Annotated in this window: 15 protein-coding genes; 8 read left to right on the forward strand and 7 right to left on the reverse strand. The window is 57.9% G+C overall.

The window, feature by feature from the left end; all coding sequences use genetic code 11:
- Positions 1-217: 217 nt before the first annotated feature.
- Genes pgeF through lgt form a run of 3 tightly spaced genes read right to left on the reverse strand, consistent with a single transcriptional unit; the run spans position 218 to position 2,924 of the window.
- The gene (gene pgeF / locus ACR0J0_RS06520) at positions 218-976 is read right to left on the reverse strand and encodes a peptidoglycan editing factor PgeF (protein WP_480662240.1); all 759 of its coding nucleotides are present in this window, start codon (positions 974-976) and stop codon (positions 218-220) included.
- Positions 973-2,040: a class I SAM-dependent methyltransferase gene (locus ACR0J0_RS06525; RefSeq protein ID WP_480662242.1), complete on the reverse strand. Its 1,068-nt coding sequence runs from the start codon at positions 2,038-2,040 to the stop codon at positions 973-975. Before ACR0J0_RS06525 ends, pgeF begins: the two co-directional genes overlap by 4 nt.
- Complete coding sequence (gene lgt / locus ACR0J0_RS06530; RefSeq protein ID WP_480662244.1) at positions 2,037-2,924, reverse strand: prolipoprotein diacylglyceryl transferase; 888 nt, start codon at positions 2,922-2,924, stop codon at positions 2,037-2,039. The genes ACR0J0_RS06525 and lgt overlap by 4 nt, the downstream gene beginning before the upstream one ends.
- Before the next feature lie 97 nt (positions 2,925-3,021).
- Between lgt and ACR0J0_RS06535 the strand changes: the two genes are divergently transcribed.
- The 5 genes from ACR0J0_RS06535 to ACR0J0_RS06555 all read left to right on the forward strand — a co-directional run bounded on the left by ACR0J0_RS06535 (position 3,022) and on the right by ACR0J0_RS06555 (position 6,215).
- Positions 3,022-3,270 carry an accessory factor UbiK family protein gene (locus ACR0J0_RS06535; protein WP_480662246.1) on the forward strand — a complete coding sequence of 83 codons (249 nt, stop codon included), beginning with the start codon at positions 3,022-3,024 and terminating at the stop codon, positions 3,268-3,270.
- A 311-nt stretch (positions 3,271-3,581) separates the two neighbouring features.
- Complete coding sequence (locus tag ACR0J0_RS06540; protein ID WP_480662248.1) at positions 3,582-4,082, forward strand: type III secretion system chaperone family protein; 501 nt, start codon at positions 3,582-3,584, stop codon at positions 4,080-4,082.
- A 36-nt stretch (positions 4,083-4,118) separates the two neighbouring features.
- On the forward strand, positions 4,119-4,934 hold the full coding sequence (gene proC, locus ACR0J0_RS06545; RefSeq protein ID WP_480662250.1) for a pyrroline-5-carboxylate reductase: 816 nt from the start codon (positions 4,119-4,121) through the stop codon (positions 4,932-4,934).
- Positions 4,927-5,265: a tRNA-binding protein gene (locus ACR0J0_RS06550; protein WP_480662252.1), complete on the forward strand. Its 339-nt coding sequence runs from the start codon at positions 4,927-4,929 to the stop codon at positions 5,263-5,265. The genes proC and ACR0J0_RS06550 overlap by 8 nt, the downstream gene beginning before the upstream one ends.
- Positions 5,265-6,215 (forward strand): 2-hydroxyacid dehydrogenase, encoded by a 951-nt coding sequence (locus ACR0J0_RS06555; protein WP_480662254.1) that lies wholly within the window; start codon positions 5,265-5,267, stop codon positions 6,213-6,215. The genes ACR0J0_RS06550 and ACR0J0_RS06555 overlap by 1 nt, the downstream gene beginning before the upstream one ends.
- On the opposite strand, the gene ACR0J0_RS06560 is transcribed toward ACR0J0_RS06555, so the two are convergent.
- Positions 6,212-6,790 carry a thymidine kinase gene (locus ACR0J0_RS06560; protein WP_480662256.1) on the reverse strand — a complete coding sequence of 193 codons (579 nt, stop codon included), beginning with the start codon at positions 6,788-6,790 and terminating at the stop codon, positions 6,212-6,214. The genes ACR0J0_RS06555 and ACR0J0_RS06560 overlap by 4 nt on opposite strands.
- Positions 6,791-7,142: 352 nt before the next feature.
- Between ACR0J0_RS06560 and ACR0J0_RS06565 the strand changes: the two genes are divergently transcribed.
- Positions 7,143-7,604, forward strand: a complete 462-nt coding sequence (locus ACR0J0_RS06565; protein WP_239337680.1) for a hypothetical protein — start codon at positions 7,143-7,145, stop codon at positions 7,602-7,604.
- Positions 7,605-7,767: 163 nt separating this feature from the next.
- Here the strand turns inward: ACR0J0_RS06565 and ACR0J0_RS06570 are convergent, their stop codons facing one another.
- From ACR0J0_RS06570 to ACR0J0_RS06580, 3 genes are all read right to left on the reverse strand, one after another.
- On the reverse strand, positions 7,768-8,994 hold the full coding sequence (locus tag ACR0J0_RS06570; RefSeq protein ID WP_480662258.1) for an HlyD family secretion protein: 1,227 nt from the start codon (positions 8,992-8,994) through the stop codon (positions 7,768-7,770).
- Positions 8,987-9,316: a hypothetical protein gene (locus tag ACR0J0_RS06575; protein ID WP_480662260.1), complete on the reverse strand. Its 330-nt coding sequence runs from the start codon at positions 9,314-9,316 to the stop codon at positions 8,987-8,989. The genes ACR0J0_RS06570 and ACR0J0_RS06575 overlap by 8 nt, the downstream gene beginning before the upstream one ends.
- 155 nt (positions 9,317-9,471) lie before the next feature.
- Entirely contained in the window at positions 9,472-10,596 is a 1,125-nt protein-coding gene (locus ACR0J0_RS06580) for a beta-ketoacyl-ACP synthase III (RefSeq protein ID WP_480662262.1), read from the reverse strand.
- Positions 10,597-10,764: 168 nt separating this feature from the next.
- Between ACR0J0_RS06580 and ACR0J0_RS06585 the strand changes: the two genes are divergently transcribed.
- Together ACR0J0_RS06585 and ACR0J0_RS06590 are read left to right on the forward strand one after the other, a co-directional pair.
- Positions 10,765-11,232: a MarR family winged helix-turn-helix transcriptional regulator gene (locus ACR0J0_RS06585; RefSeq protein WP_480662264.1), complete on the forward strand. Its 468-nt coding sequence runs from the start codon at positions 10,765-10,767 to the stop codon at positions 11,230-11,232.
- Positions 11,229-12,266 (forward strand): efflux RND transporter periplasmic adaptor subunit, encoded by a 1,038-nt coding sequence (locus ACR0J0_RS06590; protein ID WP_480662266.1) that lies wholly within the window; start codon positions 11,229-11,231, stop codon positions 12,264-12,266. Before ACR0J0_RS06585 ends, ACR0J0_RS06590 begins: the two co-directional genes overlap by 4 nt.
- The last annotated feature ends 2 nt before the right edge of the window (positions 12,267-12,268 follow it).

Consider the following 12,268-nt stretch of genomic DNA (forward strand, 5'->3'; position numbering starts at 1 on the left):
CAATGTGACGGGCCAATGCGGCGCCGGTATGGCTGATCCGGGATGAAATCAGGAATATTGAAGGTTGGCAGTTCCTCTTTTTTCGAACTGTCGCACGCTGCTGGAAAATCGATTGATAAGCACCTGAGCGTGGACAATAAAAATCAAAATGTCTCGACTCAGAAGACACAAAAAATGTGGCAAAAAAGCGGCGAAATTGCCACATTTCAGGCGAGGGCTATAATTTAATGGCCGAAATCAGGCGGCCGTAGTCAGCCTGTTTTGCGTGAATGGACCGGCGGTAGGAATAGAATCTGTCCGGATCCGAATAGGTGCAGTGCCGGGTCCATTCGGCCTGACCTACGCCCGCCTGACGCAACCTGTGCAAACCAAATGCGGGTAGGTCGAACTGTAGCCGGTCGCCTTCTCCATTTGCAAAGAACCTTAAGTTTTCCGGCGACTCCGCGACGAATTCATCAAGAAAGTCCGGACCAACTTCATAAGCGCGTTGCGATATTGTCGGCCCAATTACGGCGACGATGTTCTCTCTCTGAGCACCCAGCGATTCCATCGCGTCCACCGTCGCTTCAAGGACACCGTCCAGTGCGCCGCGCCAGCCGGCGTGTGCGGCTCCGATGACTTTGGCGTCAGGATCAGCGAAAAGGACAGGTTGGCAATCCGCCGTTAGAATCGTCAGCGCCAGGCCCGGGGTTGCCGTCACTACGGCGTCGGCCTTTGGTTTGTCCTCGTTAAACGGACTGTCCACCGTCAGAACAGTTGGCGAATGAACCTGATGCACGCTGACTAGGGCGTCCGGTTCGACCTCCATCGCCGCGGCTACGCGCTGGCGATTGATCGTCACTGCTTCGGTCTGGTCAGAGGATCCGTACCCGCAGTTCAAACCCTTGAAGATTCCGGACGATGCACCTCCGCGTCGGCTGAAGAAACCGTGGCGGACAGGGGATAGGATGTCCGAGGTCAGAATTTCCAGTGTCATGATTCCAGTCCCGGTGGAGATGCAGCATAAGAGGGGTAGAGACCCAGTACTTTGAACAGGTTTCCCATTTCCTCGGGGTGCGTCAACCGGCGATGTGCAGCGACCAGTGTCTCAAGCTCAGACCCGCCGAGCGGCGTGGCCAGAGCTTGCGCGCGCGCGGTGATTCCCAGGCGCTCCAGAAACACGCCCTGAGGCGTCAGCCGGGTATGGGCGCACCCGGCAGCGCGCGCGGCAAGAGCAAGCGGCTCAAAGTCCACATGGGCGGTCAGATCCGCCTGACCTGGTGTCTCCAGCGGGTCCGCACGTTCATGCGCTTGAAGGGCTTGAAATGTATCGCCCAGCGAACGCCAGTCGCCGTAATCCACGATCAGCGCGGCCCCTCCATGCGAGGCGATCCGGCCTGCGACCACTGTCAGAATCGGAATTGCAGCGGCACAAAGCTCGACGAGATCACCGTCTTCGGTGTCCACAATCCTATCGTTCAGCGCCACCTGAGCCGCGTGCGGCCCCAACCCGTAAGTCAGCGATTCGCCTTCTGCGCCGATCAGCCGTTCTCGCCAGCCATGGCCGTCCCGTATGAATTGGCGCACGGGCAGGGCGTCAAAGAACTCGTTTGCCACCAGAAACAAAGGCGCTTCGGGGAGGTCCGCAACCGAGTCGATCCAGAGTGGTTCGTGTGCCCTGAGTGCCTGCCTCTGAATGTCCCGCAAGGCGGGCGAGGCCTCAAACAGTACGATCTGCGCGGCCGAGTGAAAACCCGGTACGCCGTGGGTCGCACGTAGGATGTCTGCCATCAGGGTGCCGCGTCCCGGACCAAGTTCGGCCAGCACAAAGCTTTCCGGCTTTCCTTGGTCCATCCAGCTTTGCGCCAGGCCTAGGCCGATCAGTTCTCCGAACATCTGAGAGATTTCCGGCGCGGTGATGAAATCCCCTTGCGCGCCCAGCGGGTCGCGTGTGGTGTAATAGCCGAATTCCGGATGCAGCAGGCATTCGGTCATATATTCGGCGACGCTCAGCGGTCCGTTCAGCGCGATGTGCGCCAGAAGGTGATCTTTCAAGCTCATGTTACCCGTCGCGCGCGCAAGGCAAACCACAGGCCGAGCGCGATCATTGGCAGCGACAGCAATTGTCCCATCGTCAGCCCATATCCGCCCACGTGCCACGCCAGCCCCAGCGGATTACCGGGCGAGACGAACTGTGCATCAGGTTGGCGGAAGAACTCGACAATGAACCGCGACGCACCATACCCGGCAAGAAACACCCCCATCACAAGGCCTGGTTTGTGAAACGCCCCGCGTCGATAGGCCATCCACAAAAGAACTGCACCCAGGAGCAAACCCTCCAGCGCGGCTTCGTACAGCTGCGAGGGGTGTCGTGCGCACATCCCCGCGACGACGCCGGGGCAATCCTGTGCGGCCGCGCCGGGGAAGATCACAGCCCAGGGCAATTCGCTGGGCCGTCCCCAAAGCTCGGCATTGATGAAATTGGCCAGTCGTCCAAGCAGTAGCCCGGGCGGCACCGTGTGTGCGACCAGATCGGCCAGCGACAAAATCGGTATCTGATGACGCCGCGCGTACAGAATCGTAGCGACCACGACCCCCAATAGACCACCGTGAAATGCCATGCCGCCTTGCCAGATTTTCAGAATCTCCAGCGGGTGCGACAGGTAATAGCTGGGCTGGTAAAACAGAACGAATCCCAGCCGTCCGCCCAGAATCACGCCGAGGATGATCCACGTGATCAGGTCCTCCAACTGCTGCGGCTTCATCGGGGGTGTTTGATCGGGCCACAGGGCAGGCCGCTTCAACGCCATGGCTCCCATACGCCATGCGATCAAAATGCCGGCGATATAGGCCAGCGCGTACCACCGTAATGCGAACTCCATCCCGAACAGCGAGATCGAGAACAATTCGGGCGACAAATCGGGGAAATTCAGAACAGCCTGCATATGCGTCTCATTGCCCGGGGTTAGCGGGGCAAGTCAACCTTGAGCCCGGGCCAATCTTTACCCATATAGAGACCAACCGCGATACCGGAGTAAAGCCATGCAAACCCGCAACAAGATTCTTGATGACGTTTCCCAGCTGATGACCAACGCCATGGGCGTGGCGCAGGGCGCACGGGAAGAGGCCGAGAACGCGATGAAGTCGATGATCGACCGCTGGCTGGCCGATCGCGATTTCGTCACGCGTGAGGAATTCGACGCTGTCCGCGCCATGGCCCAGAAAGCCCGCGAAGAGAACGCAGCGCTTGAGGCGCGCATTGCGGAGCTTGAGGCCAAGCTGGACAAGTAAGTCCGCTTATCCAGAATTCGAGACAGGTAAGACGTCGCGCAATCCGGCTTTGGATTGTGCGGTGTTGTGTATTCTGACGCCTCGCAGAATTTAATCAAGTCAAAGCTGGGCAAGGTGCCAATATTTTGATCTCCGTTGCCAGCTGTCCACAACTTATTGCTGTTATCCCCAACAAATAGGGTTGCCAGAACCCCATCCGCGTCGCACCATATTTAGTACAGGCAGACGGGGGAAGCCCGGCTTGTAGAGCAAGCAACTAGCGCTGGGGCGCTGCCAGCCCCTACAAGGCTAGAGATTAGTGAGGTGGCATTATGGCCCTTTCCGAGCAGTTTCTCGAAGAAGACCTTCATCCAATCGACATTGTTGAACATCTTGCCGAACACCACGACTGGGATTTTGACCGGATCGGGGATGATCAGATCGCCATGGCTGTCGAGGGGCAGTGGCGCACATACTCGATCACTCTGGCCTGGTCCAACTATGACGAAACGCTCCGTATGGTGTGCTCGTTCGAGATGGAGCCTCCATCCGGGCGGGAAACCGAACTGTATGAGTTGTTGAACAAGATGAACGATCAGTGCTGGGCCGGAGCATTCACCTACTGGGCCAACCAGAAACTGATGGTCTATCGTTATGGTCTGGTGCTGGCGGGCGGCCAGATGGCCAGCCCGGAACAGATCGACACAATGATCACCGCCGCAGTGCTGAGCGCCGAGCGTTACTACCCGGCAATCCAGTTGGTCACATGGGGCAACCGTACCCCTGAAGAAGCGATGCAAGTCGCCATTGCAGAGGCTTACGGCCGCGCGTAAAGCTTTGCCCCAAGCCGAATAAGGGGAGGGGCAATCATGGACATGTCACGCATCGCCGAGCAGGGGCTGGTTCTTCTGGGATGCGGCAAGATGGGATCGGCCATGCTCGCCGGATGGTTGGAACATGGCCTTCCTGCGTCCGCCGTCTGGGTAATCGACCCATACCCTTCGGACTGGTTGAAGGCGCAAGGCGTCAATATCAACACCCCGTTGCCCGAAGCTCCGGCCGTGGTGCTGGTTGCCGTTAAGCCGCAGATGATGGGCGATGCGCTGCCCGCGATCAAGGCGCTGGGCGGAGGCCGCAGCCTGTTTGTATCGGTCGCCGCTGGTACGTCCATCGCCACTTTTGAAAGCGTCTTGGGCGACGGAACTCCGATCGTGCGTGCGATGCCGAATACTCCGGCTGCGATCCGGCAGGGAATCACCGCATTGATCGGCAACGGAAATGCGTCGGACGCCAATGTTGCCCTTGCCGAAAACCTGCTGTCCGCAATCGGCGAAACAGTCCGCCTGGACGATGAGTCGCAGATGGACGCGGTGACCGGCCTAAGCGGTTCGGGTCCCGCTTATGTTTTTCATCTGATCGAAACACTGGCCGCCGCCGGTCAGGCGCAGGGCTTACCGCACGAATTGGCAATGAAGCTGGCCAAATCCACCGTAGCCGGGGCAGGGGCGCTGGCTATGGCGGCTGAGGAAGACCCCTCGCAGCTGCGCATCAACGTGACGTCTCCCAATGGTACGACACAGGCCGCACTTGAGGTTCTGATGCACGAAGAATTGGGCTTCCCAGACCTGCTGCACCGCGCGGTCAAAGCCGCAACCGACCGATCCAAGGAGCTGTCCCGTGAGTGAGATTACATTCGACGACTTCCTGAAGGTGGACATCCGCGTGGGGGAAGTGATCCGCGCCGAACCGTACCCCGAAGCTCGCAAACCAGCGATCAAGATGTGGATCGATTTCGGAGAGGAAATCGGCGAACGCAGGACCTCGGCTCAGATCACGGCGCATTACGATCCCTCGACACTGGTGGGCAAGCAGGTGATGGCCGTCGTCAACTTCCCCCCGCGTCAGATTGGCAAGTTCATGTCCGAAGTACTGGTTCTGGGCCTTCCCGATGACAATGGTGAGATCGTTCTGATCGGCCCTGATGGCGAAGTTCCAACCGGTGGGCGGATGCACTGATGAAGCTATTTATCGCCCGCCCGATGACTCGGGCCGTCGAGGCCCGCGCCCGCTCTGAATTCGATGTCGAAATTCGCAGCAGCACCTTGCCGATGACGCCTGACGAGATGCGGCGGGCCTTGGCTGAGTTCGATGTGGTGGTTCCAACGCTAGGCGATCAGTTTTCGGCTGACGTTTTTGCCAAGGTGCCAGAGCCGCGCTGCAAGTTGTTGGCCAATTTCGGCGTGGGATACAACCATATCGATGTGGCGGCTGCGCGTGCCGCGCGCGTTGAAGTCACCAACACGCCCGGCGCCGTAACCGATGCTACGGCGGACATCGCCATGACCTTGCTATTGTCCACCGCCCGCCGCGCGGGCGAGGGCGAACGGCTGGTTCGATCCGGTGACTGGCAGGGGTGGCACCCGACCCAGATGCTTGGGCATCATGTGACCGGTAAGCGTGTCGGGATCGTGGGGATGGGCCGTATTGGTCAGGCGATTGCCTGGCGTTGCCATTTCGGTTTTGAGATGGACGTGGCGTATCAGTCGCGCAGCCCAAAGGAAGTGGAGTTCCCAGCAGAGAACATCCCGAATCTAAAGGAACTGGCCGCAGCGGTCGATTTTCTGGTCCTCGCCGTTCCAGGTGGTGCCGAAACCCGGCACCTTATTGATGCAGAGGTGCTGGAGGCCATGAATCCCTCGGCCATCCTGATCAACATCGCGCGCGGAGAAGTGGTGGACGAGGCCGCCCTGATCGCTGCCCTGCAATCCGGTCAGATCGCGGGCGCGGGTCTTGATGTCTACGAATTTGAACCCGACGTGCCGCAGGTGCTGCGCGATTTGAATAACGTAACGTTACTGCCTCATCTTGGCACCGCGACCGAAGAGGTCCGAACCGACATGGGAAATATGGCGCTGGACAACGTCGCGGCCTTTGTCGCTGGCCGACCGCTGCTCAACCCGGTTTAGTCTCCGACGGCCTCACGCCAATGTCTGCGGCACAACGAGACATAAGTCTCGTTCCCGCCGATCTGGACCTGCGCGCCTTCGGTGATGGCGTTGCCGTTTTCGTCCTGACGGATAACCATCGTCGCCTTGCGCCCGCATTCGCAAATGGTGCGCACTTCGCGCATCTCATCGGCCAGTGCCAGCAAAGCAGCCGAACCCGGAAACAAGCGGCCCTGGAAATCCACCCGTAAACCGTAAGCCAAAACCGGCACTCGCAAGTCGTCTACGGCACGGGCCAGTTGCCAGACTTGTTTTTCCGTCAGAAATTGCGCCTCATCGATAAAGACGCAGGCGATTTCACCTTGATCTAGACGCTGTCTGATCATTGCAAACACGTCATCTTCGGTGGCGAATGTGTCGGCGTCAGCGGAGATTCCGATGCGCGACGCAATCCGCCCGACACCGGCGCGCCCGTCCAGGGCTGCGGTCATCAGGTAGGTGTCCATGCCCCTCTCACGGTAATTGTGCGAGGCCTGCAGCAACACCGTCGATTTTCCCGCGTTCATAGTTGAATAGTTGAAGTAGAGCTTAGCCATGGTCCGGGTCTAAAACGCCAGAACCGGACGGGCAAGTCATCAAACTGCTTGAACAAGCGACGTCGCCGTTATTGTTGCAGAGGTCGAGCGTAAGCCCTTTGGGGATGGATACCCCCGCCTCAACAACAGCGACGCCGTCGGCCAACATGCGGCCTAAACGAAGCAGAGCAAAAAAGCTCTGCGATTACTCATTACCGGCATGAAATGCCGCCACTCACTCACAAAACCCCTGCATATCTGAGGGATAGCCAACATATGACATTTCAATTATGAATCGAGTATGGGAAATTTCGTTTCCCTTTCCCCCACAATGGCAGATGTAGTGGGTGATGCAGGCAATGAAGGTAAAAACATGGCAGATATCGGGGCCTACCTGAAAAAACATACCGAAGCGCTGGTTAAAGACGTGGGAATCGAATCCGCGTGCGAGATCACCGGCAAGTCCAAAGCCACGTTGGGCCGTTACTATTCCGACAATATCGAACATGCCGACCGGTTCATGCCTGTGGACGCAGTTGCGCGACTCGAGGCGGTGTCGAACTTCCCTCACGTCACCTCGGCTCTCGCCGATTTGAAGAACATCACCCTGTCTTATGACGGACGAAACGACGATAGCCCGCGCACTGGTGGCGTGAATTCCGACGTGATCGCGCTGAGCCAACGGTTTGCGATGCTGATGACCGAATATCAGTCCGCGATTGAGGACGGGATCATCACTGTAAACGAAGCCAAACGACTGTTGAAGGAAACCAGCCTGCTGCAACAGGTCTTGTTGGACATGAAACTGCATCTGGAAGAGGAAAGCGTGAGCTGAGGTTCACGCCCGCTGTCCACTCACTGAACGGTCGCATTGCAATCCTTGGTTTCCTGGTGCCGACAAAAATACCAATTGGGAGCGGGTAAGGAAGGCTGCGAAAAAGCTCAAAGAAAGCCATCTGCATTGCCCAAGCCATCAACCGGTGCGGCAAATCTGGGCTTCAAGAGAATACTAGAACCTTGACTGGCAATAAAATGGCTTGCGCCCGAAGAACGATGGCGTTGGCAATGCCCATGCCGTCCACGATCCGGGCAACAAATGCCGACATTCCGGTGATCTCTCCGGATTCGATTTCCTCGGCGCGGCTGGTATAGGCAACACCAACGCAGGAACTGCCCCGCGGAATGCGCTCAACGTGTTTGGGGAATATTGGGCTGAGGAAAGCGGTTACCGTGCCTGGCCGAGCGCGGTCCTGTTGATCCAACAGCGCATCGCCCGGCCGGAATTGCCCGGCAGCGATTGCCCCCTGAACCTCATCAACGACCATTGGGATGACGACCAGTGGTTTCGATGCGCAGGTGATTTCAACCAGCATGCCAGGTTTCACAACACTGGCCGAAATTTGACCAAAGGCCGCCACAAAGCGTCCTTGCCCGGTGGTCTCCGGCACCAAAATACCTGCAGGGCGTAGGATCGGGTTAATGATGTCGCCCGGTTTCAACAGGAATTGCGTCACAGTCCCGTCCACTTCGGCGAATATGGTGGATTTGGCAATTTCATTCTCAGCTTCGCGCAGAACGGCGCGTGCGCTTTCCCGTTGTGCCGGCAAAAGAGTAGTTTGGCGCAGTTTCGCACCGTCGAGCACCGCCATAGCGGCTGTTCGTTGACCATCCGCGCGCGACACTGCGGTCTCCAAGCGTTCCAGTTCCTGTTCGCTGACCACGGTGTCGTTGCGTTCTGCCAGGGCAACACGGCGATTCAGATCGTCCGTTGCCTGCCTCAGATCAGCTTCGGCCGTTTCCAATTGCGCTGTGGCGCCGGCAATCTCAGTCGCGACAAGGCCCAGCGCGGCGTCGATTTCCTCCATCCGTCGCTGCGCGGTTTCCACAGCCGCTTCCTGACGTGTCGTGTCCAGGCGGAAAATCGGATCGCCGGCCTCAACCGCTTCGTTGTTTGCGACATAAACTTCGGCAACACGGCCGGGTCGGTCAGACAGGATCGTCACGGTGCGAAACGGCGCAGATACGTTGCGCGTCGATGGGTGGAAATAGAAAATGATGGTGATCAAAGTGATCGCAAGAATCGCGCAGGCAGTTAGCCCCCAACGAAGCTCGTACCAGATATTGAACAAAGTAAGCTCTTGTCCCCACCGCTTGCCTTGCTTGTAGCGGCGATAAAGATAGTCGGGAACGATCGTGATCAGGGCGGAAAAAAGAAGCTCAAGCATCGTCGGTCTCGGATGCGTGTCTTAGTGGGAAAACCTCGTGCAATGGTACGGCAGCGACAAGGATTGCCGCGATCCAAAAGGCGTTGTTCAAGGTGAACAGCGAAATCAGCCCCAGAACGCCTACCAATTGCATCTGCACTTTGTGAGCGCCGGCCGCCATGCGATCGGGGATGGCCTGAACCGTGAAATAGAGCGCACCGAAACCGAGAAGCACCAACACCAGCAGAAACCCGACGGTAACCAGAAAACCATCTGTTTCTCCCGGCGGAGTTACCCAGAATGGAAGTCGTGCCAGTGCTTCATCGGATATGGAACTGTCCATTTGACCCTCCGATTTCGTGACGATCCCGTTAAGGATAACCGCCTAAATCCTGGAAAATCAACGTAGTTCAATGTGGAGCGGGCGTTGGACCGGCCTGTCTCAGCGCAATCTAGCTCGCATGACAACTGGATCAGCAACGGTCCAAAGGACTGACGTCACCCGTGCCGTTTCACGATTACGGAGCCCACCGAATACCCCGCGCCAAACGAGCAGATCAGGCCGACATCCCCGTCCGTCAGGTCTTCGGAGTACTTGGAAAACGCGATGATCGATCCGGCCGAAGACGTATTGGCATAGTCCTGCAGGATGTTGGGTTGTTCACCGACTGCGGGCTCGCGGCCCAGGACCTTTTTGCCGATGAAGTCGTTCATCGTCTTGTTGGCCTGATGCAGCCACAGGCGTTTCAGATCGCCGCTTTCGACACCCTCTGCTTCCATGTGGTCCGAGATGTGCTTGCTGACCATCGGTAACACTTCCTTGAACACCTTGCGGCCGTTTTGCATGAACTGCATGTCACGGCGGTCAACCACGCCGTCTGGGCGCGAACGGCGCAAGAAGCCGTTGTTGTTACGGATATTGTTTGAAAACTCGGTGGCGCAACGTGTCGACAGGATCTCGAAATGCGGGCCTTTCGCGTCTTCGACCCGTTCGATCAGAGTGGCTGTTGCCACATCACCAAAGATGAAATGGCAATCGCGGTCGCGCCATTCCAGATGGCCGGAACAAATCTCGGGGTTCACCACCAATGCAGCGCGGACCGAGCCAGAGCGAACCATGTCCGCAGCTGCCTGAATCCCGAAAGTGGCCGAAGAACAGGCGACATTCATGTCAAAACCGAATCCGTTGATTCCAAGGGCCTGCTGAATCTCAATGGCGACGGCAGGATAAGCGCGTTCGTGGTTTGAGGCGGCGCAGATCACCAGATCGACGTCTACGGCGCTGCGCCCGGCCTGTGCCAGTGCCTTTTTGCAGGCGTCGACCGCCATCTCGGTCATGATGCCCGGTTCATCGTCGCTGCGTTGACGCAGCAAGGGGTGCATCACGTCAGGGTCCAGAACACCGTCCTTGTCCATCACGTACCGTTTTTCGATGCCCGACGCCTTGACGATGAATTCCTCCGAAGAATGCTGCATCGGCTCGATCTCACCCGCCGCAATCGCCTCCGCGTTTTGGTCGTTCATCTTGTCGGCATAGGCGTTGAATGCTTTGACAAGTTCGGCGTTGGTGATGACGTTTTCGGGGGTGAAAACACCGGAGCCGGTGATCGCGGGCGTGTACATGATAGAACCTGAATGTTTCGGATTTGCTCAAAATGCAGCCATAGAAGGGTTTGTTCAAGAGAGGTTGACCCAAGGGAATATTAAAGATTCCGATTAAATCAGCTTCAGTTCTTGAATAGTTCATTTTCCGAAGTATATGCGAAGCCGAAATGGCAAACGGATTCGCCCATGACATACGACGACAGCGCTTTGGTCAGACGTCTCAGCCCCGAAGTGCAGGCAATGATGGGCGTCTACGCACTCTATTGGAAGCTGGAAGAAAGCTTTGACGCTCTTGAGGTCGAGCTGAGCCATCAGGAATGTCACATGATGGTAAAGTTGGATCAACCCAAGCGTATGGGCGTTCTGGCCGCGGACATGTTGACGGTGCCATCGACCATCACGTCGACCGCTGATGCGCTGGAAGAGGCTGGGTATCTGGCACGACAGCGCGACCCCGAAGACCGTCGCGCCTGGTTGCTGGTTCTGACCGATAAAGGTCATGAGATGCGGCAGATGTTGCTGGCAGAAGCGGGGGACTTGTTCCGCCGTGCCTCGGGTCTGGACGCTGACGAGACTGCCGAGTTCGCACGACTGGCCCGGAAGATCCGGGAAAACATAATGAAAACAGGAATTCCTGAGGGATTGAAGAAATGAAACTCTTCTCTGTTCTGAGCGTTGCTCTGACCGTATTTGCCACCTCTGCGATGGCGCAGGATACGGCAAAACCCGTGAAATTGATGGTAGTCGAGGAAACCTCACCAGGTTTCTCGCGCCAGTTCTTTGGCCGCGTCGCTGCGCGGCAGACGGTCGACCTGGCGTTTCAGGTTGCCGGGCAGATTGTCGAAATGCCGGTGACCGAAGGCTTTGTGATCCCCAAGGGCGAATTGATCGCACAACTGGATCAGGAACCGTTTCAGCGCCGTTATGACCGGGCTGTGCTGCAAAAGGATCAGGCGGATCGCACCGTCGCCCGCCTGTCGCGCTTGCGCGGCACAACCGCCAGTCAGGTGGCCGTGGATGACGCGGAAACCGAGGCACAGCTGGCGGATATTGCTGTTCGCGACGCTGAATACGACCTGAAACATGCTACGCTGACGGCGCCTTTTGACGCTCTGGTCTCGCGCCGCACGGTCGAATCCTTCACCACCGTTTCCGCAGGCGCTCCGATCGTGCGTATCCACGATATGTCCGAACTTCGGATCGAAGTGGACGTTCCGGAAATTCTGTTTCAGCGCTCTGGGCAGGAAGACGATATCTCGATCACCGCGAAATTTCCGGTCAGCGACGAAGTCTTTCCGCTGCAAATCCGCGAGTTTGACGCGGAATCGTCCAGCGTGGGGCAAACGTTCCGCATTCAGTTCGGCCTGACCCCGCCCGAGGGGCTGCAGATTTTGCCGGGATCGTCGGTAACCGTGAACGTTCAGGTTCAGGACAGCCGGACCGGAATCGTTGTTCCGGCCACCGCGATCGTTTCCGACGCAAACGGTGACCTGGGTGTCATGGTGTTTTCGCCAGTAGGAGCCGACGAAGGGACGGTGCGCCTAGTGCCGGTGACCATCGAACCGACACAGACAGGCGAGGTCCGGGTTCTGACCGGCTTGAAGGACGGCGATGAGATCGTCGTTGCAGGCGGCGGGGCGTTGACCGACGGTCAAGCCGCGCGCCGTTTTGCCGGCTTTGCAAACTGAAG

This window comes from Ruegeria sp. BF12 (genome assembly GCF_056538705.1).

Bases quoted from the DNA above. Each gene is read 5' to 3' on its own strand.
- lgt (WP_480662244.1), bottom strand. From the start codon at position 2,924: ATGCAGGCTGTTCTGAATTTCCCCGATTTGTCGCCCGAATTGTTCTCG.
- proC (WP_480662250.1), top strand. From the start codon at position 4,119: ATGGACATGTCACGCATCGCCGAGCAGGGGCTGGTTCTTCTGGGATGC.
- pgeF (WP_480662240.1), bottom strand. From the start codon at position 976: ATGACACTGGAAATTCTGACCTCGGACATCCTATCCCCTGTCCGCCAC.
- ACR0J0_RS06590 (WP_480662266.1), top strand. From the start codon at position 11,229: ATGAAACTCTTCTCTGTTCTGAGCGTTGCTCTGACCGTATTTGCCACC.
- ACR0J0_RS06525 (WP_480662242.1), bottom strand. From the start codon at position 2,040: ATGAGCTTGAAAGATCACCTTCTGGCGCACATCGCGCTGAACGGACCG.
- ACR0J0_RS06560 (WP_480662256.1), bottom strand. From the start codon at position 6,790: ATGGCTAAGCTCTACTTCAACTATTCAACTATGAACGCGGGAAAATCG.
- ACR0J0_RS06565 (WP_239337680.1), top strand. From the start codon at position 7,143: ATGGCAGATATCGGGGCCTACCTGAAAAAACATACCGAAGCGCTGGTT.
- ACR0J0_RS06570 (WP_480662258.1), bottom strand. From the start codon at position 8,994: ATGCTTGAGCTTCTTTTTTCCGCCCTGATCACGATCGTTCCCGACTAT.
- ACR0J0_RS06575 (WP_480662260.1), bottom strand. From the start codon at position 9,316: ATGGACAGTTCCATATCCGATGAAGCACTGGCACGACTTCCATTCTGG.
- ACR0J0_RS06580 (WP_480662262.1), bottom strand. From the start codon at position 10,596: ATGTACACGCCCGCGATCACCGGCTCCGGTGTTTTCACCCCCGAAAAC.
- ACR0J0_RS06535 (WP_480662246.1), top strand. From the start codon at position 3,022: ATGCAAACCCGCAACAAGATTCTTGATGACGTTTCCCAGCTGATGACC.
- ACR0J0_RS06555 (WP_480662254.1), top strand. From the start codon at position 5,265: ATGAAGCTATTTATCGCCCGCCCGATGACTCGGGCCGTCGAGGCCCGC.
- ACR0J0_RS06585 (WP_480662264.1), top strand. From the start codon at position 10,765: ATGACATACGACGACAGCGCTTTGGTCAGACGTCTCAGCCCCGAAGTG.
- ACR0J0_RS06540 (WP_480662248.1), top strand. From the start codon at position 3,582: ATGGCCCTTTCCGAGCAGTTTCTCGAAGAAGACCTTCATCCAATCGAC.